Origin of the sequence: Anaerovorax odorimutans DSM 5092, assembly GCF_000426305.1 — a bacterium.
Classification (GTDB): Bacteria; Bacillota; Clostridia; order Peptostreptococcales; family Anaerovoracaceae; genus Anaerovorax; species Anaerovorax odorimutans.
Genome location: NZ_AUFC01000026.1, coordinates 1 through 23681, shown reverse-complemented (window position 1 = coordinate 23681; position 23681 = coordinate 1). Strand labels below are relative to the sequence as shown.

The window sequence follows — 23681 nt, the reverse complement described above, 5'->3', positions numbered from 1 at the left end:
TCCGACCCTCCCATTTTTATAAGGCTTAATTAATCTCAGCTTTTACAACATTAATTGCATTTTCTATAGCTTCATTTACACTCATTTCTATTTTTTCAGTATCCCGTCTCATCTTATATTCCACAATTCCTTCAGATGCTTTTTTACCTACAGTAATTCTAAGAGGTATTCCTAGTATATCCGCATCTTTAAATTTTACTCCGGCTCTTTCATCTCTGTCATCGATTAAAGCTTCCACTCCTGCATCAATTAATTCGTTATATATTTTTTCAGCAACTTTCATCTGTTCTTCATCAGAGGTTTTTACTACTGTAACAATAACATGATACGGAGCAACCGACATGGGCCAGATAATACCATTTTCATCATGATGCTGCTCTACAATTGCAGCTAATGTTCTTGTAATACCAATTCCATAACATCCCATTACAATTAATTGATCTTCCATATTCTCATCTTTGTAATAAGCTCCCATGGATTCACTGTATTTTGTACCTAATTTAAAAACTTGTCCAACTTCAATGCCTCTTGCAATTTTCACCGGTGTTCCGCAAACAGGGCAAGGATCTCCGGCTTTTATAAGTTTAATATCTGTAACTATGTCACCCTTATAATCTCTTCCGTAATTTACATTTAATATGTGATGATCCACCTTACAAGCACCTGCACATAGATTCTTTAATTTAGTCAGTTCACTGTCTACAACTATTTTACAGTCATGCAGCCCTATGGGACCCGTGAAACCACCTACACATCCGGTTTTTGCACTCATTGAAACTTCATCAGCGAATTCAATTGCATGTTCAGGTATTGAAAGAGCATTAACAAGTTTCGTCATGTTCAACTCTCTGTCACCTCTTACAAATGCAGCCACATATTCGGCAAATTCACCCTTTTCATCATAAGTTACAAACAGAAGAGCTTTTATAGTCTGTTCTTCTCTCAGATTTAAGTATTCAGAAACATCTGCAATAGTTTTTGTCCCCGGTGTTAAAACAATTTCTAGAGGAAGTTCTTCTTCGTGACATATTGAGTCTACACAAGCTGCTCTTTCTGTAGTTGCAGCAAGCTCACATTTCTCACAATAAGCCACTTCACTTTCTCCCACTTCTGAAAGTGCTGTAAATTCGTGAGATGCATTTCCTCCTATAGCACCGGTATCCGCTTCCACAGCTCTGAATTTTAAGTCACATCTTGTAAATATTTTTTCATAAGCATCATACATTACGTTATAACTTTTGTCTAACCCTTCTCTGTCTCTGTCAAACGAATATGCATCCTTCATAACAAATTCACGGCTGCGCATTAATCCAAACCTGGGTCTTGCTTCATCTCTGTATTTTGTCTGTATCTGATATAAATTTAAAGGCAGCTGTCTGTATGAGCTGACCTCACTCCTTACAATATCAGTAAAAATTTCTTCATGGGTAGGGCCCAAACAAAATTCTCTTTCATTTCTGTCTTTCAATCTCCACATTTCAGGTCCATAAGCAAACCATCTTCCTGATTCTTTCCAAAGTTCAGCCGGCTGAATTGCAGACATATGTATTTCTTGTGATCCCTTTTTATCCATTTCCTGTCTTACAATTTCTTCTATTTTGCGAACTGACCTGAAACCTAACGGCATGAATCCGTAAACTCCAGAAACAAGTTTTCTAATCATCCCTGCTCTAAGCAGCCAAATATGGCTTGGAATCTCTGCTTCATTTGGTACCTCTCTCAAAGTCCTAAAATACATTTTTGATAGTCTCATTTTGTTCTCCTTATATTTATAGTATTAAAACGGACGCTTGCGCTGCAATACCTTCCTGTCTGCCACAGAAGCCCAGCTTTTCAGTTGTCGTTCCTTTAATATTAATTTTATGAACATCAATACAAAGGGCTTGTGCAATATTTTGCCGCATTTCATCTATATATCCAGCAATTTTCGGTTTTTGTGCAATGACAGTAGCGTCTATATTACTTATTATAAAGTTTGCTTCACGAATTAAGTCCCTAACTTTACTAAGTAAAATTAAACTGGAGATACCACTATAGGCTGTATCATTATCTGGAAAATGCTTTCCTATATCACCAAGAGAGGCAGCTCCTAACAATGCATCCATAACAGCATGCAGAAGCACATCTGCATCCGAATGACCTAAAAGTCCTTTTTCAAAGGGTATATCAACTCCGCCTAGTATTAAACGCCTATTTTCCACTAATTGATGAACATCAAAACCTGTTCCGATTCTGGGCATTTTCTGCTGGGATAATAAAATTCCTTCACTCATAATAAGATCTTCCTTTGTTGTAATTTTTATATTATTATAATCACCATTTACAACATACACATTTTTTCCCAAATTTTCAACTAAAACTGCATCATCCGTACCATAAAATTTTCTTTCATTAGCAGTTTTATATGCCTCTATTAAAAGTTGTTTTTTAAAACCTTGCGGAGTTTGTACTGAATACAGCTTACTTCTGTCTAAAGTATGAGTAAAAATGTCATCCTTAGCTGCTTTAATTGTATCCTTTACTGGAACCGCAACTACCGCTGCATCATTTTCTATCATGCTATCAATTAGGCTATTGATAGTCTGCTCTGTAACAAACGGTCTCGCTCCATCATGAACCAGGACATAATCTATATCATCTTTAACAGCCATTAACGCATTATATACCGAATCCTGACGTTGCGTACCTCCAATTACTATATCCTTTATTTTTTTAAATCTGTTTTCCGTCAAATCATTATAACAGCAATCAACATATTCTTTACTTGTAACTATATAAATATCATCAATATACACATTATTTTCAAATGCAGCAACGCAGCGCTCTAAAATAGTTTTTCCTCTGATTTCAATAAATTGTTTAGGAATACCGCAATCCATCCTTTTCCCTAATCCGGCAGCAGCGATAATCACAGCAATTTTGTTGTTTTTATACATTATTAGTCCTCACCTATTTACTATTTCTAGGCTTTGCAAAAATCATACGTCCTGCAGATGTTTGAAGTACACTGGTTACAATTACTACGATAGTCTGTCCAATATATCTTCGGCCTTCTTCTACAACAATCATTGTACCGTCATCTAAATATGCAACGGCTTGATTGTTTTCCTTTCCTTCTTTTACCAAGAACAGTGTCATGTCTTCACCAGGTAAAACTACTGGTTTTAATGTGTTCGCAAGCTCATTTATGTTTAGAACCTCAACACCTTTAATCATGGCAACTTTATTTAAATTAAAATCATTGGTTACTACTTTTCCATTCATTATTTGAGCAAGTTTTAAAAGTTTTACATCTACTTCCGGTATTTCATCTAAAGATTTTTCTGATACAGTATTATAAATTTCAATACCATACTCATTTTGAATTCTGTTTAGAATATCTAAGCCTCTTCTTCCTCTGTTTCTTTTCAAAGAATCTGAAGAATCAGCAATATGACGCAGTTCAACCAATACAAACTCAGGAATAACAATATTACCTTCAATAAATCCTGTTTTCATAATATCTGCAATTCTTCCATCAATAATAACACTTGTATCTAAAATCTTAGGAGTAGCATCCATTCCTTTAGATTTACCTTTTCCTCCGACTATAGCTTTTTTAGAAGAAATCCATGCAGGTAATATATCATTTCCCTTTCTTGTTGCAATAAAAACACCCAAATATCCCATAAAAATATAGGCACAAATAGAAAGAACAACTCCAATATATTGGAATGCATTAAAAATAGGACTAATTAAGAATGCAATAATTAACCCTATAATTAAACCAAACGTACCTAATACTACTTCATTTGTAGGTACTTTTTGTAAATCTGTTTCTATATTTTTTGCAACTTTTGCTCCATGTCGCCCAAATGTTGGAGTAAGAATAAAAAATAATAATCCAAAAATAATTGCGCAAATAATTGATATTATGAACTCATGAGTATCAGATAATTTTATCTTACCCATAAATCCGGTGTCTTCAATTAAAAATCTTAATAATAAAAAAACTCCAAATCCAAATAACATTCCAATAAGCGTAAATATAGATCTAAATAATTTTCTAATCATTGATTCACCCCCTTTCCCTTAAAACTAGTGCTTAAAAAATAAATTTTTAAGCACTATGTATTACCCCTTATTCAACTGATCTATTAATTATTTCATTTGCTTCATCTTGGTCAACATTATTAACGAGAATCATTTCACTAATCAATATTTGCTTGGCACTTGAGAGCATTTTCTTTTCTCCTGTAGAAAGTTTCTTATCACGATCTGTACGCATTAGATTCCTAACTACTTCTGCAACTTTAGAAAGCTCTCCTGTTTTTAGCTTTTCTTGATTTTCTCTATAACGTCTATTCCAGTTGTTAGACATTTGTGTTGTCTCACTCTTCAGCAATTCAATAACTCTAATCAGCTGATCAGATGATACAATAGCCCTGACTCCAATTTCTTCAGCACTATCAACAGGAATCATTATTTTCATATCACCACATGGTACACTTAATATATAATATTTCCTGTTTTCACCAAGGATTTTCTTTTCCTCTATTTTTTCGATAACTCCTGCTCCGTGCATAGGATACACGATTTTATCTCCAACTGCAAACATATTAAAGACCTCCAGTCCTAATAACAGTATAGCCCTTTTATATGGCAATTGTCAAGAAAACAATTTTTTATTTTATCACAATGAAATTTACGTGTCAACTATAATAATTAATATTAAATATATAATTTATTATATATTTATGTTATTATGAAAAAGAAAAGGAATACTCACTTCACAGATTACTAAATAAATCATATAATTTTCATGAAATGTTCACATAATCAAGTTATTATAATTATAGATTTAATTTATATGTTTATTTAAAATTCTATGAACCAATTTACTTTAGGAGGTATTACACACGGTGTACAAATTATTAGTAGTTGATGATGAGCAAAAAATTCGTGAAGTAATAAGAGAATATGCAGAGTTTAACGGCTATAATGTTACAGAAGCTGATGACGGTATGGAAGCTATAAATCTTTGTAAACTCTACGATTTCGATTTAATAATAATGGACATTATGATGCCAAAACTTGATGGTTTTTCAACTTGTAAAGAAATAAAAAAAATAAAAAAAATTCCAATCATTATGCTTTCCGCCCGAGGAGAAGAATATGACAAGCTTTTTGGATTTGAGCTTGGAATTGATGATTATATAGTAAAGCCATTTAGTCCTAAAGAATTAATGGCCCGCGTAAATGCCGTTTTAAAACGCAGCAAAACAAGTAATTCCAATGAGGAAGCTCAAGTCCTTACTTTTGAAGGACTTGAAATCAATATACCAGCGAGGACAGTAACAGTAGACGGTATTAAGGCAGATTTAACACCTAAAGAATATGAGCTCTTATTTTATTTAGTTCAAAATAAAAATATTGCTCTTTCCAGAGACAGGCTTCTTTCTGATATCTGGGGATATGATTTTTTCGGTGATGACAGAACGATTGATACTCATATTAAGAACCTAAGAAATAATCTTGGTAAATACAGAGACTATATTGTCACATTAAGAGGGGTAGGATATAAATTTGAAGTTTAATACTAGAAGTTTAAAATTTAAATTATGGGCATATTTTGTCTTATTTGCAGCACTTCTAATGTTAATTTTATGGTTTTTACAAATTTTCTTTTTACGTACTTACTATGAAGAAATGAAAATTGCAGAAACTAGGAGAATAGCTAATACTATAATATCTCAGTATGGGCAAGAGGATTTAATAGAAAGCATTTACTCCATATTACAAAAAAACGATTTATATATTCATATAGAAACAGCAAATGATACTATTATTTTTTCACCAATAACAACAGACGAAGAGAAAAAAGAAGAAGATTCTAACTTTTTTCAACCAAAGGTTTTTAACGCTTATGGAACTTATTTAAAGGAAAAAGCCAGTGTGAGAAAAAAGCTTTTATCAAGTTCTAACAAAACGATTTCGATTATTTTATCTGACCCCAATACTAACACAAATACTTTAGCATACGGAGCAATATTAGACAGTACTCCTGGTAAAGAAGTTATTCTATATATTTTCTCACCGTTGTATCCTGTTGAATCCACAGTTGATATTTTAGCCAACCAATTAATTTATGTTACTATTATATCTCTTATCTTGGCATTTACGCTTTCATTATATCTTTCAAACAGAATTGCGAAACCTATAAGAGAAATTACTAAATCTGCCACAAAACTTGCTAAAGGAGAATACGGAATATCATTTCAAGGAGGTCATTATTCAGAAATTGTTCTTTTGGCTGATACTTTAACCCATACTTCTAAAGAGCTTGCGAAAACCGAAACTTTACAGAGGGATTTAATTTCCAATGTTTCTCACGATTTAAGAACACCTCTTACAATGGTAAAATCATATGCTGAAATGATTCGTGATTTATCGGGAGATAATCCAGAAAAGCGTTTAAAACATCTGCAAGTTATTATAGATGAAGCTGACCGTTTAAATCTATTAGTTAATGATCTTCTCGCTCTTTCCAAAATGCAGTCGGGTGTAGATTCATTAAAAATAACTAATTTTAACCTTAAAGAAGTTATAGAAAGTATTTTACATTCATATGACATTTATGCTGAAAAAGAAGGATATAATATAAGTTTTAATTGTCCTTCCGATATTTTAATTAATGGTGACGAAGCTAGAATAAAACAAGTTATTTCTAATCTTGTTGATAATGCTTTAAGATATAGTAATGATATAAAAAATATAGTTATTACATTAAAAGAAAAGAAAAATTATGTACGATGCGAAATTGCAGATTCAGGTCAAGGTATTGATCCTAAAGAATTAGATCATATTTGGGAAAGGTATTACAAAGCAAGCTCAAATCACAGTAGAAATACAGTAGGAAGCGGTCTTGGACTTTCCATTGTTAAAGAGATACTACTTCTTCATAATGCCAAATTTGGAGTAGAAAGTAAACTCGGTGAAGGTAGTACCTTTTGGTTTGAACTAAAGAAATAAAAAAATATTATTATGTATACTGTGCATCTTTTGTAGCAAAATGCAAAAGATGCATATTTTTTTGCAGAAAATATCACATTACCGTATTGAGATAATATAAAAGGTGTATGAACAATTTGTAAAATTCAAGTTATAATACTTTTAGTCTTTACAAATAAATTTATTTTTCAAATTTTGCTTTTGCTCTTTTTTATTCATTGGCTTTAATTGCTTCTTTTATATTTTTTGCCCCTATTATCTGAATATCTTTTTGCTTTTCCATGAACTTATCTGCATTTTTTTTTGGTAAAATTATTTTAGTAAAACCCATTCGTACTGCTTCTCGTACAATTTTATCTGCATTTTGTATCGAGCGTAAATCTCCTGTTAATCCAATTTCTCCAAGAGATAATGTTTTATTCGAATTTTGAATTCCCTTATATGTAGAATAAATTGCTAAAGCAACGGCTAAATCAATAGATGTCCCTTCAGGTTTTAAACCACCTACGATATTTATATAGACATCTTGGTTTACAAGAGATATTCCTACTTTTCTTTCAAGTACCGCAAGTATCATATTTAGTCTCGGCAATTCAACACCAATTGCAGATCTCCTTGCAAATCCTACATTGGTAGGAGCTGTCAATGCTTGTACTTCCAAAAGTAAAGGTCTGGTTCCTTCATAAACTGCCGTAGCCATAGAGCCTTCTGCACAGCTCTCCATACCCTCAAGAAAACTCTTTGATAGATTCTCTATTTCAAGAAGACCTTCTTCAACCATTTCAAAGGCCCCTATTTCACTTGTAGTTCCAAATCTGTTTTTATATGATCTTAATATTCTAAGTTCTTGATTTCTCTCTCCTGTAAAATTTAAAACACAGTCTACTAAATGTTCAATTATTTTAGGACCTGCAAGCTCTCCGTTTTTTGTTACATGTGCTACAATAAATACAGATATATTTTTTACTTTACCTACTTTCATAAGCTCATTTCCGCAAGCTCTTACTTGAGATACACTTCCCGGCGCTGATTCCAGCATTTCTGTGTACATTGTTTGAATAGAATCTATTATCAGAAATACGGGTTTTATTTCATCTAAGACATTAATGATTATCTCCATATTAGTTTCTGCCAAAAGGAAAAGGTTGTCCGTCATTCCATTACAAACTCTGTCTGCCCTCATCTTAATTTGTTCCTCGGATTCTTCACCGGAAACATAAAGCACTTTTCCGTATGTTTGAGCAATTTTAGCTGCTGCCTGTATAATAATCGTAGATTTTCCTATTCCCGGCTCTCCTGATATTAGCGTCAATGAACCTTTTACTAGACCTCCACCCAAAACTCTGTTTAATTCTCTAATACCTGTATCTATGCGTGTATAGTCGCCAGACTTTACTTCTGATAGCTTTATAGCTTTTACTTTTTCTAAAGCATCTGTTCTGCGTCTATTATCGTTATCTTTAATATCCACAACCTTTTCTTCAATCATTGTATTCCATTGTCCACATATACATTGTCCCATCCACTTAGGACTCTCATATCCACATTCTTGACATACGAATACGTTTTTTGTTTTTTTTGCCATTAAATAGTCTCCTTAATTATATTCTTCAGCAGAAGAAATCATTTCTAAGAATTCATCCCATCTATCTTCTTTTATTAATCTTTCAGGACATATCTTACCCGAAAAATCTTGATGTTTTTTTACAGCACTAATATCAAGATCATATACATCCAGTAAGTAGTGTACAAGTAAAGCTGTATTTTTCAATGTTTGCTCATAATCATTTTCCGAATTTACACACATTTCAATACCTATACCATTAACATTACCTCCATCTTTTTTCAGCTGATCTCCAGCATGATATCCAATCTCATTGTCAGGCAGATGTTGATAGATTTCATGATCATCCACAGTATAATGCCAAGCTAATGGTTTTTCCTCTGCTACTCTATGAAGATATATATCATGAGCTACGGCATCTGCGTTTGTTTCTGTATTGCCTGTTTCATGAATAACAATATATTTTATTTTTCTTGTAACTCCCGGTCTTCCTTCTATTCCCTTTGGAAGTAAATCTGTTACTACTGGTATTCCGTCGATATTGCTAACCGGCAGTCTTTCCTTTGAAGGTGCAGCTTCCTTAACAGCAATAACAATCCCTATAGTAAGAGAACTAACAATAATTAAGAAAACTATTAAATTACGAATACGCCTTCTTTTTCTATTTATACGAAATTCTTCTATACTCAATTTATAAACCCCTTTATTAATTATATCAAAATAGAGTACCTAAAAGGTACTCTATTTTAAAAGGTTCTATAATTTTTGTGGGGGTAAATAGAAAAAAAGAAAGACATAACATAAACTCTGTTTTATGATTAAAGTGAACTAAACCAAATCACGAAAGGAGTTATGTTATGTCTATAAATAATAATATCAAATTTTTACTAGATTTAGAAGAAGAAAATATTGTAGAGAATAATTTTCTTCGTAATGATTATGTTGTTCTTAAAAATGGAGTTACCGCTAAGAGGATTCATTTTATCTCTTCCACAAAGTTTTATGTCTGCCCTTTCTGTGGACAGATCATATATAAGCTTCACGATTACCGTACTGTTGACCTTAAATATAATTCATGCGGTCCTCAGCCTCTTATCGTCTCAATTAAAAAGAAACGTTTTGAATGTGAAGATTGTAATAAAACTATTACCGAAGATTTAAAATGCGTTAAGAAACATTGTTTTATTTCTAATAAGGTATATCAAAGTATTACATTCTCTCTTAAAAAAATTGATTCTTTAACAGATATTGCTAACAATCATAATGTTTCAACGTCCACTGTTTACCGTAGTCTACAGAAAGTTGATAATATTAATCTACCCAACACCTTACCTTCTGTTCTTTCTTTCGATGAATTTAAAGCAAATACATCAGAAGGTAAATATGCTTTTTTAGTTGTTGATCCAATTAATAAATCTATACTTGAAATTCTTTCAGATAGAAAATTTTCTTCTGTATATAAGTATTTTTCTAGATTTAATAGAAAGGTAAGAAATAGAGTTAAATATATCATTTCAGATTTGTGGGAGCCATATAGACAAATAATTTTAAAGTTATTTCCTAACGCTACATTAGTCGCTGATAAATTTCACTATCAAAGAGTTGTAAATGTAGCTCTTAATTCTGTCAGGAAGCGAATTTCTAACTCTTTAGATAATAAAACAGCATATCAAATAAAAAGAAATTGGCGCTTGCTTAACAAGAATTTTGATGATATTAATGATAAGCGAAGATATTTTTCTCACCTATTAAAAAGACCTGTTACCGACTATGAAGTTTTAAACTATATTTTATCACTCAATAGTGAATTGGCAAATGCTCATTCATTATATCAAGATTTCCTTTATATTATTAATCTTGATAATTCTGAAAAGCAAATACAACTATTAGATAAGTGGCTGGAATTAGCCATAAAGTATAATATCTCAGAATTTGATTCTGTCATCAAAACGATAAAAAAATGGTATAAACCTATTTGCTCATCCTTTATTAAATATGAAGGCAGAACCTTAAGTAATGGCTTTATTGAAGGCTGCAACAATAAAATCAAAGTTATTAAACGTGTTTCATTTGGTTATAGGTCTTTCATCAATTTTAGAAAAAGAATACTTCTGGTATTTTATTAATACTTATTAATCATAAATAGAGGGCTAGATATTTCTATCTAACCCCCACAGTTGACAAACAACCTTTTAAAATAATATTAATACTTACTATTATCATTAAATTCTTTATCTGTTATATGGGCATCTTTATTTGTATATTTTAACTTATTATAGTCACCCATAGTATTCTCTAAATCTATATTTTTAATTTTAAATTTGTTCACTAACTGATTCAATTTCTGAGATTGCTCTGATAATTCTTCTGCCGCAGCTGCACTCTCCTCACTAGTTGCAGAATTATTCTGCACAACTGTTGAGATTTGCTCAATCCCTAAATTAATTTGAGAAATAGCCCCTGCCTGTTCATTTGTGGCAAGATTAACCTCTTCAACCAAATTAGTTACTTCTTTAATGTCCTTAACTATTCTTAATAAAGATTCCGCTGTTTCTTCAGATAGCTTTCTGCCTTTCTCTACTGATTTTATAGAATTACCTATCAATTCAGTTGTATTCTTGGCCGCCTCAGTACTTTTACTGGCTAAATTTCTAATTTCATCTGCAACAACAGCAAAACCCTTGCCTGCAGTCCCTGCTCTTGCAGCTTCTACAGCGGAATTTAATGCCAGAATATTTATTTGAAAGGCAATATCATCTATGGTTTTTATAATTTTTCCTATCTGTGATGAAGATAAGCTAATTTCATTCATAGCTTCAATTAGTTTTTGCATTTTATTATTGCTATTTTCCACAGAATCTACTGTTTCATTAGATTTTTCTTTTGCTGTATTAGTATTTTCAGCATTTAAATTTATATGAGCTGAAACTTCAGCAATAGATGCAGAAAGTTCTTCAATTGAACTTGCTTGCTCAGTAGCTCCCTGCGCCAGTGCTTGGGATCCGATTGCCACCTGACCTGCTGCACTGTCAACCATCTCTGCCGAGACTTTAATATCTCTTAAAGCTACGGATATATTCAATATAAAATCAGCAAAAGATTTTTGAATTTTTACAAAATCTCCAATAAAGTTATTCGGCAACTCTATTGCAAAATTACCCTTTTCCATTTCTTCCATAACTCTATCAATATCTTTAATATAAGCAGAGAGAGTTTTGCTCATTTGCCTGTATTTTTCAGCTAATTTACCAACTTCGTCTTTTGAATAATATTCTATATCAATTTTTAAATTTCCTTTAGCCATTGATTCTGCTGCCATTTCAATCTTTTCTAAAGGATTATTTATACTTTTTGTAATTTTTACGGTAGCTATAAATGAAATTATAATTGATATACTTAGTATTACTGCTAGAGTTATTATAGCTTGATTTTTTGCCAACTCTGAAGCCTCTACTAAAGTGTTCTCAATCTCAGATTTATCATTATAGCATTTTTCCATTGCCTTATCAGCTGTTTCAAAATTTATTTTAAATTCGTTCTTAAGGATTTGCATAGCCGTATCATTATCATTTTTTAATACTGCATCTACAATTTGAATTCTTAATTCTTTAACATCTGAAAAAGCTTGAAGTAATTTATTATAACTTTCCTCTGTGATTCCGTTATTATTTTTCAATTCATCTAATTTGCTGTAGATAGTTTCAGCATCAGCCTTAGAAGAATCACATAACTTTTCAATTTCATCCAAATCTTCTGAAATAACAGCTTGATACAAATAATTTTGCACTGATAACATATTTTTTTGTATCATGTTTATAATTTCACTGTTTGGTAAAATCGTCTCACTGTATTTATTTACGTCATTTGAAACTTTATAAATATTTCCAATGGATATAAGCATAGAAATAATAAGCAGTATTTGTATTATGCCAAATCCAACTAATAGTTTCCTTTTTACTTTCATATCTTTCCACACAATATTTTCACCTCAAAAACATTATATATTCAACTAAAAGCTTATAGCTTAAAGTATGAATATTTATATTGTTTCTGTTGTATCGTATGCAGAATTACAAAAGTTTGTGTTTCTTAATCATTCTCTCATAGGCATTTATAGCGTATCTGTATCTACCGAAATTTCTGCCACAATTTTTTCAAAATCTAAAATAGTTAGTAATCTATTTTCACATTGTGCCAATCCTACTACAACACCTTCTCCTCCGCCATATATGGTTTTATCCGGTTTTTGAAGTGCCTCTTCTGTAATTCGATCGATTCCTACTACAGTATGCACTCTAAAAGCAGAGAGTCTTCCTTTAAAATCTGTTACTATAAACAAATTACGTTCTGAATTGTTTTCCTCTTCCAAATTTAAATATCTCGGTAAATTAATTACCGTTATTACTGTATCTCGAGGTTTAAAAACTCCTTCTACCGCCGGATGTGATAATGGAATTTCTCTAACTGAACTTGGCATCATAATTTCACGTACTTGCTCAACGCGAATTCCAAACAAATCCCCATCTATGGTAAATTCCATTATTTCTATTTCATTTATGTCATTTTCTACTGCTTCTTTTTTCATTTCCAATGCCATATTCATACCTCCGCCTATCGCTTATTTATAATTTTGTTAACTTTATCATCTAAATCGATAATTTTTTTTAAAAGAGTAAGATTTCTCTTATTGGTATCAAAGATATTGGTTTCTAAAGCATTTTCCAGCCTTACAGGATCACCTTTCGGGAATAGAACTTCAGTCATTCTCTCTTTTATCGCTTTAGGTAATTTACTAACAATCAATCTATTTTCTGCATCAAGCTTATCTACAATTAACATAACCTTTTGTCTCATATTTAGAGTAGCAGCTATTGAAACCTCATCATTCATCTTAAATACTTCTTCTAACTGTTTTGTTAAGTTGAAAAGATTATTGTAATGATTATATTTCACTTGCAAATTGGATAGGATCTTATTTAAAGCGGTATTACTATTGTCCATTTTCATATCAACCTCCCAAAGCTGTCATACCACCTGTTTTTTTTGCAATACGATCTGCTTCTTTAAACGTATCTCGTAATTCCACTATAAAAGGCAAAACTTCATCTATTATATTTATATTTCTGCTTGCACTTATACGTGCCAATTCATAATTTATAAAATCATATAACCTTAGAAGATCTTTGCTAACTGAATATTTTCGATTTAGGCTGTTTACCAAATATGTAACTATTTCTTTAGTTCTTTTAATCTCACTATCAAATAAAGCATAGTCTTCTTTTTCTGCACCGATTTTTGCCCTTTTTAAACGCTTTATCATCTCTTCATAAAGTAAGTTCAGCATTTCCCCTTTTGTCATAGTATTTACAGATTGTTCTTTATAATTCTGATAAGCATTTCCATAGCTCATTATATATACCTAATCCTTTCTAGCTGCTAAATTGATCAGTTAGCCAACTACTTTGTGTATTCATCTGAGATATATATTTTTCCAAAGCAGTAAATTGAGTATAGTAACGATCTTCTTCTGCTTTTAGACTTGTACTTAATCTTTCAACTTGTTCATCAATTTCTTTCATGCTTTTATATATATCAGAATCTAAAGTAAGATATGAATTTTCCAAGCCTGCTTTTTTTATAAAGATACCTTTTTCTCCCATTTTGGCAGAATATTTGTCAAAAATCCCTTTCACTCTTGTCATAATACCTGCATCATATTGTGTAGCTGTTGACTCTGTGCTCTTTGGCATAGTAAACATATTCTTTACTTCATCAGGTCTTTCTTCTAATGCTTTTTTTAACTTTTCCTCATCAACAAGAATCTTCCCATTATCCTGATAATTGCTTGATGTAGAAAGACCTATATCGCTTATTGACCCCGAATTAGGTACTGCAAAAGAAAAAGCAAAACGTAGTTCACTTGTAAGTGTACGTAGATCAGAATCGGCAAACAACATTCCTGCCTTAGCTTTCTTATTCCATTCCTCAATTTGACTGTCTGTCATTCCTTCTTCCTGCTCATTTGTGAGAGGTTTATAATCTCGATTTCTTTTGGTAGAAACTTCAGTATTTACTAGTTCTATGATCTCATTATAATCATTAACCATATCTTTGATAACTTTCACCATATCATCTGCATTTTGTTTTGATGTGAATGTAACGGCATCTCCTTCAGAAAAGGTAGAATTTAATGTAATGTTTGCACCATCAATAGAAAAAGTATTACTATTTCTTATCAGTTCGCTCTCTGTTACTCCACCGTCATAACTAATTTTCATCACAGCATCTTTTCCTTCATTTATGTTATAGTCCGTTCCTGCTGTACCTATTAGAATACTTGCTAAATTTCCGCTTGTATCACTGATATTAACATTGCCTAAAGAACCAGAGTCTGTAGCAGAAACACTAAATTTATCAGTTACAGACAAATACTTTATACTAACCCCCGCATTAGAAGAGTTAATTGTATCTATTACATTTTTTATGCTTTTGCTTCCATCAAATGTAAATTCTTTACCATTCACATTCATAACATAATTCCCATCCCCATTTGGAGTTAATCCCAACTCTGTTGCCATATCTGAAATAGGTTTATATAAGTTTAAACGATTGGATGTATAAGTCTCTGTGTTAAAGATACCTTTGAGACCTGCCAACTCCTTATCTGCATTTACAAAAGTTAATATAGAAGAATCATTGGTAGTTGTAAAACTTAAGCTTCCAACTTCTCCATCTTCACCACTCCCGGCTACAGTAATTTTACCTGCTCCAAAGGCAGTATCAAGCTGAGATTGTAACTCTGCCTTCAATTCACCAATATTACTATAAGTTTTAGTATCACTGAATGTAATTGTCTTTTGTATTCCGTTGTAATCAAAGATCATGCTTTTTCCTTTAATTAAATCATTGAATACGATTTGACTTGTAATATCTCCAAGAGTTCCTGTTATTGGATCTGAAGATGAAGTTGAACTTGCACCTGTGCTGATACCTAAAGCTGTTAATGCAGATTTACTTCCTGCCGATACAGAAACCTCATTACCATCCTTAGATATAATTTCAATAGTGCTGCCATCTCCACCGTCTTTCATCTCAATCTTTGAATCAAGTGTACTTCCGTCTGAAAGCTCAATCTTACTTAGAGCAGCATTAAATGCATCTGAAATTTCTGAGGCAGTTGTTCCTGTAAAGTCTTTATCTATAGTAACATTATAAATTTTACCCTCATAGCTTAAATTAATCGTTTCACCCGCCAAATTATTAACTGTTCTGCCTGCTGCTGAAAGATCAATATCATTTGTCAGCAGTGCATGACTTGATGCATTCTTATTTGATATAAAGTTTTCATAAGTTGCCAACTGATCAATACTTTCAATAGATAATCCTTGTACACTTTTTGGATCTCCCGTAACCGATACACATGAACTGTTTTCTCCTATGGCTGATATTGTAGAATTTTGAAAAAAGCTATTGCTTAAAATATTACTTGTTGAAGAGAATGACATATATTTCTCAGAAAAAGCAATCAATTTGCTGCTTATAGAACGATATGAATCTCTTTTCCAAGTTAAGATTTCTTTGCTTTGAAGAAGACTTGCAATCTTACTGCGAGTTCCACTGGTCATCCCCTTTACAATTTCATCTGTATCAAGTCCGCTGACAACACCGCTAACTCCCTTTCGAGTACTGATCGATGAATAACTGTCAATACTGTTTATCATAATTAATTTCCCCCTATCTTTTATGTACAATATAGTATGCTTTCAAAATGTGGTTTAATGATTTCTCCCTTGAAGCAACACTATTTTCAATCAAGGGAATCATTATATCATGTTCCTGTTTTCCTAGCATGATTCAATGATTTCTTCCTATCAGCAACGCTGTCTTAATCATTGGAACCATTACATCATCTAATTTCTTTTAAATTTACGTTTGTTTATATACATATATATCGACATATGATAAAATTAAATAAGAGTTTTCTAGTCTTATTTTAAATCGGAGGAAATAAATTGTCGAAAATTATAACAGTAACAAATCAAAAAGGAGGAGTGGGAAAAACCACTACTTGCAATGCTCTGATTTCTTGTCTTTCTAGTATGGGAAATAAAGTACTAGGTATTGATCTTGATCCACAAGGAAGCTTAGGTTTCAGCCTCGGTTTAGACATTGAATCAGGTTTTACCATTTATGATGTTCTTAAGGGGAACGTAACTGCTAAAGAGGCTCTGCGTTCTATTGACTGTGGTGATTTTATAGCTTCAAATATTCTATTAAGTACTGCCGAGTTGGAATTCAATCGTTCGGGAAGAGAGTTTTTACTAAGAGATGCAATTAATGACATAAAAGACAATTATGATTTTATTATTATAGATACACCGCCTGCTCTAAATATATTGACGGTAAACGCCTATGTAGCTGCTGATTCACTGATTGTACCTATGGTTCCCGAGATTCTAAGCCTTTTAGGAATCAGTCAAATTAAAGAAACAATTGACAGCGTAAAAAAATTCTTTAATCCTAGTTTAGAAGTTTCCTGCATTTTATTAACAAAATATAACAAACGAATGATGCTTACTAAAGAAGTGGAAGAAATGGCAGGGCAAATCGCTGATCAACTTGGAACAATAGTAGTTTCAACAAAAATTCGCAGCAGTGTTGCTGTAGCTGAAGCACCTGCTCATGGACAAGGAATTTTATCATATGCTCCAAAAGCAAACGCATCTATAGATTACAGTGCCTTTGCAAAAATGGTATATCTAGGGAGGTTTAAATAATGGCAAAGAAAAGTAATAAAACATCTCATGTTCTTAGCCTTATAGCTAATAAACCTGATGAAACCTCATCAAATTCAGTTTATGATGAAAATAATACAAAGAAATTTAATAAAACTTCAAGAATTGAAGTTGAAAACAACTCAGAAAATAATGTATCGGAAATTATAAAAAAAGAATTGGAAAAATCAATTTCAGTTGATAATAATTCAATTGGAGAAACAAATTTATCCAACGAAAATAAACTGCAAACGAAGAATGAAAATAAAGAAAACTTTGTAAAAAATAATAATGAAAATTTAAATCAAACAAATGATTATTCTAATATAAATAATAATGAACCTGTAAAATCAATAAAAAAAGAACCTCCTTACTATAATTTGGCCGAAGGGCTTGTAAAAAGCAAAGTAATACCTACTATGAAAAAATTGGGGATGTGTACTTGCGAAAAATGTACAAACGACGTGATTGCTCTTACATTGAATATGCTGCCTCCAATGTATGTTTCATCAGATGCAGGACAGCTATTTGCAAAATTAAATTCTTATGAAAAGCAATATTCAACTGATTTACTATCTGCAGTATTAAAAGCGTGTATTCAAGTAGAAGGAAATTCAAGACATAAATAAAATATTACTCTAAAGAAACAATCATTAAAAAATTGTTTCTTTAGAGCCCGCTGTTCTAACTTTAGCTTCTCCATTCTCTGCACAAAAAAGTAGGGTCCTTGCATAGTTCGCACCCACTTGTTCACCTTTTATAGGTATTCTTTCTCCTTGTAAGACATCCTTGACAGTAATTATATTTCTTTTGCCAATATTACCGAAGGCATTGTCATCAAAAATTTCAAACATTTTTGCTCCACCTGCTATTTTAGCAAACAGGTTGCTTTTCACAGCACCCATAGAAATCATCTTTGAAATCATGTTTTTTATTCCAACATCCGCATATTTATAGGGATTAGCATTGTCTCCATTAGGAGCATTTGGCAACATTATATGTACCATGCCTGCAAGTTTTGTTCTGGAATCATAAATGCAAATCCCAACACAAGATCCTAAAGCATATGTAATTAGACATCCATTACCTTTAATTATTTTCATATCAGAAATACCTACGGAAGTCATATTACTCATCGGCAACACCTAATTTCTTAAGAAGAAAAGATAAGGAATTTATATCTGGCACAAGTATTAAATCACTACAAATTTCTTTGCCATCAAACATAAAATTTGCATCAATAATCATAATCTTGTTTGCCGTATAACTATATTCAACCATTGGAACACTTAAAATTGCCCCAGCCATATTTACAGCTATTGCAGGCACTGATAATTTTATATTTATATCAGCTAAAGAAGCAATCGCATTCATATAAGAAGATATTAAAATATTACCAATTTCCGTCACACTGGATAATTCCAATTCTGACAGTTCATCATATGACTCCACAGGATCTAAAGAAATACTTTCTAAAACCATATTAATAAACTCTAATTTGCCCAGATACAGCATAATACCTTCCATATCTCCCGACAATTTTACAATTACACCCGCTACTATAAGTTCAGGTCCGCCTACCATATCCATTGCATCATTATAATCCAGTATTTTAACATCAGTAACTGACATATTGATCCTTTTATTAACCACTCCGGACAAAGCCGTTGCAGCATTACCTGATCCAATATTGCCGATTTCTCTTAACACATCAATTTGTGTAAAATTTAATTCTTCATAATTTTTAATTTGCATACACCATTCCCTTTCTATTTTTAATTAATCTTGAGTAGGTAAAATCATCCCCATAACAATTTCACCATTATCTAAGTAAAAACGCTGGTGACTTATTGTACTGCTGATTTTCATAGAAACTGAACCCATGGAAATTTTAACACCTCTGTATATTTGTCCGCTGCAAATAATTTCAGGATTCAAATCTTTCCTTGTTTCTTTTATTTTCTCTAAATCTTGTTCTAAAGTTTTTTTCTTAAGGGTTAATACTTCATTTCTTGTTATAATTTTTTGAATCATTGCGGTTTTTTGAGAAATAGACTCAGAAATATTTTTAAATTTCTTTATTTGTTCGACCTTTTTATATAATAACTCCATTTCACTTACGACTTCTTCTAATTCTTCTTTTATTTTTTCTTCTCTGCTATTATCGTCCAATGAAATAGATAGGTTTACAAGTATATTTTTATCACTTCCCACTGTCTTTGCGGAAATTAATTCTCCCGCGCTGTAATTCCCTCCAATCAAAGCAGCTTTATCTCCTACTAGCTTAATACTGTTTCCTGCTTTTATTTTACTGTTTATCGCTACATTACAAGAAAAATTATCTCCACAGATTACCGTACCTGTCTCTATAAATTTACATGTAACACTTCCTTCTGCACGAATAATCCCTTTTTTCATGCCGTTAAAGCCATCACTGATTACAATATTTTGACCTGAAGTTAAGCAACATCCTTCCACTAAGCCTTTAACAATAATATCTTTTTTCGCAGTAACATTAAACCCTTCCAAAACATTTCCTTGTATCTCTACAGTACCATCAAAATCAATGTTACCCGTAGTAAGACCTACATCACCTTTTATTCTTAAAACATCTTCAACTTCAACCATACTTCTCAAATAGCGAACATTTCCTGAAGTGTTAGAAAAAATCTTTAATTGATCCTCTGAAGCATAGGTATTTTTACCGCATTTAATTTGAGGTGTAATACCATCTTTCGCTTTAACAGATTGTCCATATACATCTATTCCTTCTATTCCTTTTTTTGCCGGTATAATAGTACATAAAAGTTGATCTTTCTCTACATTTTGTATTAATCCTAAATTTTTAAAATCAACAGTTCCATCTTCTTTTACTTTAGGTATTCCATTGGGATCAGTATTAAACTCAAAATCCACCTTGCCATCTTCCCCATTAATTGGAATAACTCCTTCTGCAACTTTTAACTTTAAAAAATATTTACCATTTTTACAAAATCTAATTATTTCTTCATTTTTTATACCATAACTAATCTTTGATTCTTTTAGTTTATTTAAAATAGTCTCTGGTTCCAAAGGATCCGGGTTATCTATAGATAAAACTTTAAGAAATGCCATCATTCTGTCAGATGAAACACTTATTTGCAATTGATGGGGTGTTACTTTCTCCGTAACTTTTTCCATATCCATCCACACTTTCCTCCTATTATCTCAAATTATTAATGGTCTCCTCAATTTCTTCTGAAGTTTTTACCATACGTAAGGTCATTTGATATGCCTTTTGTGCCTCAATTAGTTTGTTCATTTCACTGGCAAGATCTACATTTGATAATTCTAAATATTTTTCAACTGCAGAAGAATCCTCTTTTAAATAACTTTCACCATTTTTATCTACAGGAACATATAAATTATCTCCTACACATAGAAAACCTTCTTTATTTTCAAAGTCAAAAATACCAATAGTTTCTAGATCAATGCTTTTTTGATCTTCTGTCATCATAATAGGTTCTTCATCCACACTTAAAACCAAATCACCCTTAGCGGTAGCTAAGTAAAATTCCCCATCTTCCTGCAAAGACATTTTAAAACTGCCATCCCTGGTATACCTTATCTCTCCGTCAGCAGGATCCATAACTGCAAAAAAGCCATCCCCTTTTATAGCAAAATCCAATGGATTATCGGTACTTATTAATCCTCCATCCATAAACTTTATATCTGTTTTTTCATATCTGACACCACTGCCTACTTTTAAATCACTGTCTTGTGTCTCCGGAGCATTAATATTTGAATATAACAAATCAACAAATCCTGCGTTCTCAGACTTATATCCTACAGTGTTAACATTTGCTATATTATTTGCAATAGTATCCAGTTTTGATTGCTGTGCACCTGCACCTACAGACCCCGAGTAAAAGGATAAATTCATTAAGGATTCCTCCATTTCTTTTATTTATTATATTTTGCCTATTTCAGTAACAGCTTTATCCATTAGTTGATCGTACATTTTAAGAACTTGACTTGCACTTTGCAGTGCTCTTTGACTGCTAATCATATTTGTCATTTCATTCATGGAATCCACATTAGAGCGTTCCAATGTTTTTTCTTTAATTTTGGTATTGTTATTTGCAGTAATATTCTGTATGCATCGTATATAATAACAAAATTAAAATGTTTTCTCTACAATACTATATAATAACTTATAACACCTGAAATTTTAACACTTATATGAAATTAAATCTATAAATTATAATTTAAAGTTACTACGAATTAAATATGATAACTTAACCTTGGTGTACATCAGGTGTACAATGTACACCTACTCATGCAAACAGCCGAACACTATGCCGGCTGTTTTTTAGAAAGCAGGTTGCTTCCCCTTTTTCTCTCTTTTAGATATTAAATTATATATGTGTGGAATGCAAACGGTTTATTCTTTTTATAATTTATGATAAGATGGTAAATAGTAAAATTATGTATATGGAAGGTAAATAAATGGAGTTAATTAAAAAAGGCAAAAAAATTGTCATTGGCATAATTATAGCCCTAATAATAATTGATATTATCACGATACCGGGTAGCACATATATTTATGCTATTAATGGTTCTATGAATCAAGTAATTAGTCATTTAATACAAGCAACTATCAGGTTAGGCTTAGAAAGTATAATATTATTTTTCCTATACAAAGGTCATATATGGGCTAAAAATCTTATGGTGATACTTCTACTTATTGGAGGATTCTTTGGTTTAGTAATTATAACCTCAAGTAAATTATATTTATTTGAAATTTATTTCTTGATTATGAGTGTAGTTTTTATAATATCTGCTATTATCCTTACCGCATCTAAATCGGTTAAAAGTTTTTTATATTTTCAAAAAAATGGTTTTAATGAATAATCCAATAAGAATTTGTTTGTAAATCAAAAATCTGACCAAGTTATACTGGTCAGATTAATTAGTTTATTTATCAAACATACTTAATACCATATGCTTTAAACTATCCATTCACTCTAACATAAATCTGATAACTTTGTCCTTCTAATTCACCTTTAATTATAGCAAGCCCTTTTTTTACTGCTGTCACTTCTCCGCTTGCTGATACTGTGGCTACGCTTTCGTCCATTGAACTCCAAGTTACTAAACTGGGATCATCAGCTAAATATAGATTAGAGTTATCTCCTAATTTTAAATGAACTGCCAAACGCATTTCGTCTGCAGTACCCTCCACTACTTTTACCGGTATGTATTCCTTAAATGTTCCATCTGCATTTTGAGCATAAATATCAGCTTGTCCCTCACCAACTGCTGTTACTTTTCCATTAGCATCTACTGTGGCTACAGCTTCATTTGTAGAACTCCATGTTAGGTTAGCGTTGTCTGTTAAATTAAACGTTACACTTAGCTGAACGGTTTCACCTGTATTTAGTAGTACGGATAGTTTTTTATCAGTACTAACGCTATTTCCTATTTTTAGAGATTCCATTGTACTCAAAGAATTCGTTGTATCATTGGAACCTCCCATTATATAAATTTTTCCATTCACCGTCGCTGATCCAGCTTCTACTCTTACTTCAAGGGTAGAAGCTTCTGTTGTCCATGTATTTGTTGTAACATCATAAACTTCTACTATATTTAATCGCTTACCCGTACTCGGCTTACCATCCATAACATATATTTTACTACCTAAAGTAGCTGCGGTATGGTAATATCTTGCTGTAGGCATATCAGTTCCATTTGACCAAGTATCTGTTTTCGTATCATAAATATCTACTTTATTAGTACTGGATCCATTTATAACACCACCAATTACATATATATCGCTTCCAATTGCAACAGTTGCACCATTATACTTATCTGTTGGTATAGGAGTTCCTGTTTCCCAAGTATCAGTCACTGTATCATATATTTCTGTAGTATTTTTTTTAGTTTGATTATCATAATTTATTACGTAGATTTTCTTACCTACTGATGTTGCTGATACCCATTCTTGTATAATAGGAATGTCTCCCTTTGTTGTCCATGCATTCGTTTTTGTATCATAAATTTGCATTTCATCACTTCCTGGTGTAATAACATAAATATTTTCACCTATAACCGCCCCTGCCGATCTGCTAGTTTTAACTGGAATTGGGGCTCCTATATCCCAAGTATTTGTTTTTGTATCATAAATTTCCACAGTATTCGTATTATATCCACCTATCGCATAAATATTATCATTAACCACTGCTACAACAAAAGTTCTTTTTCCTGTGGGCATAGATGCTTCTTCCTGCCAGCCTGTTTCACCATCCGCCCAGGCGCTTATCCCCGATATACTTAATACCATACATAAAGTTAAAAAAATTGTTAATAATCGT

The 23681-nt window shown here is 31.9% G+C and carries 23 protein-coding genes and 1 pseudogene; 6 read left to right on the top strand and 18 right to left on the bottom strand.

The features are described from left to right. Positions 1-25 precede the first annotated feature (25 nt). The 5 genes and pseudogenes from K292_RS0109990 to K292_RS0109975 form a co-directional block, all read right to left on the bottom strand. Positions 26-1753, bottom strand: a complete 1728-nt coding sequence (locus K292_RS0109990; RefSeq protein ID WP_027399725.1) for a proline--tRNA ligase — start codon at positions 1751-1753, stop codon at positions 26-28. Positions 1754-1769: 16 nt separating this feature from the next. After that, positions 1770-2240 (bottom strand): 2-C-methyl-D-erythritol 2,4-cyclodiphosphate synthase, encoded by a 471-nt coding sequence (gene ispF / locus K292_RS19450; protein ID WP_245570852.1) that lies wholly within the window; start codon positions 2238-2240, stop codon positions 1770-1772. Positions 2241-2267: 27 nt separating this feature from the next. Beyond that, positions 2268-2936, bottom strand: a pseudogene (ispD, locus tag K292_RS19445) (2-C-methyl-D-erythritol 4-phosphate cytidylyltransferase); the annotation flags it as partial. Between the two features lie 13 nt (positions 2937-2949). Then, positions 2950-4053 carry a PIN/TRAM domain-containing protein gene (locus K292_RS0109980; protein WP_027399723.1) on the bottom strand — a complete coding sequence of 368 codons (1104 nt, stop codon included), beginning with the start codon at positions 4051-4053 and terminating at the stop codon, positions 2950-2952. A gap of 67 nt (positions 4054-4120) precedes the next feature. After that, positions 4121-4597: a CarD family transcriptional regulator gene (locus tag K292_RS0109975; RefSeq protein ID WP_027399722.1), complete on the bottom strand. Its 477-nt coding sequence runs from the start codon at positions 4595-4597 to the stop codon at positions 4121-4123. A gap of 304 nt (positions 4598-4901) precedes the next feature. Here K292_RS0109975 and K292_RS0109970 point away from each other — a divergent pair, with 304 nt between their 5' ends. Then, on the top strand, positions 4902-5576 hold the full coding sequence (locus tag K292_RS0109970; protein WP_027399721.1) for a response regulator transcription factor: 675 nt from the start codon (positions 4902-4904) through the stop codon (positions 5574-5576). Next, positions 5566-7011, top strand: a complete 1446-nt coding sequence (locus K292_RS0109965; protein WP_037372984.1) for a sensor histidine kinase — start codon at positions 5566-5568, stop codon at positions 7009-7011. The genes K292_RS0109970 and K292_RS0109965 overlap by 11 nt, the downstream gene beginning before the upstream one ends. A gap of 190 nt (positions 7012-7201) precedes the next feature. Here K292_RS0109965 and radA read toward each other — a convergent pair whose 3' ends face one another. Both radA and K292_RS16740 read right to left on the bottom strand, forming a co-directional pair. Continuing rightward, a complete protein-coding gene (gene radA / locus K292_RS0109960) occupies positions 7202-8575 on the bottom strand; it encodes a DNA repair protein RadA (RefSeq protein ID WP_027399719.1) in 1374 nt (457 codons plus the stop codon). 12 nt (positions 8576-8587) lie between these two features. Continuing rightward, positions 8588-9244 carry a peptidoglycan recognition protein family protein gene (locus K292_RS16740; RefSeq protein ID WP_051280620.1) on the bottom strand — a complete coding sequence of 219 codons (657 nt, stop codon included), beginning with the start codon at positions 9242-9244 and terminating at the stop codon, positions 8588-8590. Positions 9245-9411: 167 nt separating this feature from the next. Here K292_RS16740 and K292_RS0109950 point away from each other — a divergent pair, with 167 nt between their 5' ends. Further along, positions 9412-10680 (top strand): ISL3 family transposase, encoded by a 1269-nt coding sequence (locus K292_RS0109950; RefSeq protein ID WP_027399718.1) that lies wholly within the window; start codon positions 9412-9414, stop codon positions 10678-10680. A 77-nt stretch (positions 10681-10757) separates the two neighbouring features. Here K292_RS0109950 and K292_RS16735 read toward each other — a convergent pair whose 3' ends face one another. The 5 genes from K292_RS16735 to fliD all read right to left on the bottom strand — a co-directional run bounded on the left by K292_RS16735 (position 10758) and on the right by fliD (position 16275). Next, complete coding sequence (locus K292_RS16735) at positions 10758-12530, bottom strand: methyl-accepting chemotaxis protein (protein ID WP_051280618.1); 1773 nt, start codon at positions 12528-12530, stop codon at positions 10758-10760. 135 nt (positions 12531-12665) lie between these two features. After that, complete coding sequence (locus K292_RS16730) at positions 12666-13151, bottom strand: chemotaxis protein CheW (protein ID WP_051280616.1); 486 nt, start codon at positions 13149-13151, stop codon at positions 12666-12668. A 14-nt stretch (positions 13152-13165) separates the two neighbouring features. Then, positions 13166-13561, bottom strand: a complete 396-nt coding sequence (locus K292_RS0109935; RefSeq protein ID WP_027399717.1) for a hypothetical protein — start codon at positions 13559-13561, stop codon at positions 13166-13168. Between the two features lies 1 nt (position 13562). Beyond that, positions 13563-13964 (bottom strand): flagellar export chaperone FliS, encoded by a 402-nt coding sequence (gene fliS, locus K292_RS16725; RefSeq protein ID WP_037372982.1) that lies wholly within the window; start codon positions 13962-13964, stop codon positions 13563-13565. A 19-nt stretch (positions 13965-13983) separates the two neighbouring features. After that, entirely contained in the window at positions 13984-16275 is a 2292-nt protein-coding gene (gene fliD, locus K292_RS0109925) for a flagellar filament capping protein FliD (RefSeq protein ID WP_027399716.1), read from the bottom strand. 291 nt (positions 16276-16566) lie between these two features. Between fliD and K292_RS0109920 the strand changes: the two genes are divergently transcribed. Beyond that, complete coding sequence (locus K292_RS0109920) at positions 16567-17331, top strand: ParA family protein (protein ID WP_027399715.1); 765 nt, start codon at positions 16567-16569, stop codon at positions 17329-17331. Next, complete coding sequence (locus K292_RS18300) at positions 17331-17957, top strand: late competence development ComFB family protein (protein WP_084145968.1); 627 nt, start codon at positions 17331-17333, stop codon at positions 17955-17957. Before K292_RS0109920 ends, K292_RS18300 begins: the two co-directional genes overlap by 1 nt. A 24-nt stretch (positions 17958-17981) precedes the next feature. Here the strand turns inward: K292_RS18300 and K292_RS0109910 are convergent, their stop codons facing one another. Genes K292_RS0109910 through K292_RS19090 form a run of 5 tightly spaced genes read right to left on the bottom strand, consistent with a single transcriptional unit; the run spans position 17982 to position 21418 of the window. Further along, positions 17982-18464 carry a chemotaxis protein CheD gene (locus K292_RS0109910; protein ID WP_027399714.1) on the bottom strand — a complete coding sequence of 161 codons (483 nt, stop codon included), beginning with the start codon at positions 18462-18464 and terminating at the stop codon, positions 17982-17984. Continuing rightward, positions 18457-19083, bottom strand: coding sequence for a chemotaxis protein CheC (locus tag K292_RS0109905; RefSeq protein WP_027399713.1), 627 nt, complete (start codon positions 19081-19083; stop codon positions 18457-18459). Before K292_RS0109905 ends, K292_RS0109910 begins: the two co-directional genes overlap by 8 nt. A 24-nt stretch (positions 19084-19107) precedes the next feature. After that, positions 19108-20514: a DUF342 domain-containing protein gene (locus K292_RS0109900; protein ID WP_027399712.1), complete on the bottom strand. Its 1407-nt coding sequence runs from the start codon at positions 20512-20514 to the stop codon at positions 19108-19110. Positions 20515-20530: 16 nt separating this feature from the next. After that, complete coding sequence (locus tag K292_RS0109895) at positions 20531-21250, bottom strand: flagellar hook-basal body protein (protein ID WP_027399711.1); 720 nt, start codon at positions 21248-21250, stop codon at positions 20531-20533. A 27-nt stretch (positions 21251-21277) separates the two neighbouring features. Beyond that, a complete protein-coding gene (locus tag K292_RS19090) occupies positions 21278-21418 on the bottom strand; it encodes a flagellar basal body rod C-terminal domain-containing protein (protein ID WP_408605249.1) in 141 nt (46 codons plus the stop codon). Between the two features lie 398 nt (positions 21419-21816). Between K292_RS19090 and K292_RS0109885 the strand changes: the two genes are divergently transcribed. Further along, on the top strand, positions 21817-22221 hold the full coding sequence (locus K292_RS0109885; protein WP_027399710.1) for a hypothetical protein: 405 nt from the start codon (positions 21817-21819) through the stop codon (positions 22219-22221). 100 nt (positions 22222-22321) lie between these two features. Here K292_RS0109885 and K292_RS0109880 read toward each other — a convergent pair. After that, positions 22322-23681 (bottom strand): Kelch repeat-containing protein (locus K292_RS0109880; protein WP_156900516.1); only part of this gene is annotated, 1360 nt, incomplete at its 5' end.

Excerpts from the sequence above, each read along its gene's own strand:
- K292_RS0109990 (WP_027399725.1), bottom strand. The coding sequence starts at position 1,753 with ATGAGACTATCAAAAATGTATTTTAGGACTTTGAGAGAGGTACCAAAT.
- ispF (WP_245570852.1), bottom strand. The coding sequence starts at position 2,240 with ATGCCCAGAATCGGAACAGGTTTTGATGTTCATCAATTAGTGGAAAAT.
- K292_RS0109980 (WP_027399723.1), bottom strand. The coding sequence starts at position 4,053 with ATGATTAGAAAATTATTTAGATCTATATTTACGCTTATTGGAATGTTA.
- K292_RS0109975 (WP_027399722.1), bottom strand. The coding sequence starts at position 4,597 with ATGTTTGCAGTTGGAGATAAAATCGTGTATCCTATGCACGGAGCAGGA.
- radA (WP_027399719.1), bottom strand. The coding sequence starts at position 8,575 with ATGGCAAAAAAAACAAAAAACGTATTCGTATGTCAAGAATGTGGATAT.
- K292_RS0109950 (WP_027399718.1), top strand. The coding sequence starts at position 9,412 with ATGTCTATAAATAATAATATCAAATTTTTACTAGATTTAGAAGAAGAA.
- K292_RS16730 (WP_051280616.1), bottom strand. The coding sequence starts at position 13,151 with ATGGCATTGGAAATGAAAAAAGAAGCAGTAGAAAATGACATAAATGAA.
- K292_RS0109935 (WP_027399717.1), bottom strand. The coding sequence starts at position 13,561 with ATGAAAATGGACAATAGTAATACCGCTTTAAATAAGATCCTATCCAAT.
- fliS (WP_037372982.1), bottom strand. The coding sequence starts at position 13,964 with ATGAGCTATGGAAATGCTTATCAGAATTATAAAGAACAATCTGTAAAT.
- fliD (WP_027399716.1), bottom strand. The coding sequence starts at position 16,275 with ATGATAAACAGTATTGACAGTTATTCATCGATCAGTACTCGAAAGGGA.
- K292_RS18300 (WP_084145968.1), top strand. The coding sequence starts at position 17,331 with ATGGCAAAGAAAAGTAATAAAACATCTCATGTTCTTAGCCTTATAGCT.
- K292_RS0109910 (WP_027399714.1), bottom strand. The coding sequence starts at position 18,464 with ATGAGTAATATGACTTCCGTAGGTATTTCTGATATGAAAATAATTAAA.
- K292_RS0109905 (WP_027399713.1), bottom strand. The coding sequence starts at position 19,083 with ATGCAAATTAAAAATTATGAAGAATTAAATTTTACACAAATTGATGTG.
- K292_RS0109900 (WP_027399712.1), bottom strand. The coding sequence starts at position 20,514 with ATGGATATGGAAAAAGTTACGGAGAAAGTAACACCCCATCAATTGCAA.
- K292_RS0109895 (WP_027399711.1), bottom strand. The coding sequence starts at position 21,250 with ATGAATTTATCCTTTTACTCGGGGTCTGTAGGTGCAGGTGCACAGCAA.
- K292_RS0109885 (WP_027399710.1), top strand. The coding sequence starts at position 21,817 with ATGGAGTTAATTAAAAAAGGCAAAAAAATTGTCATTGGCATAATTATA.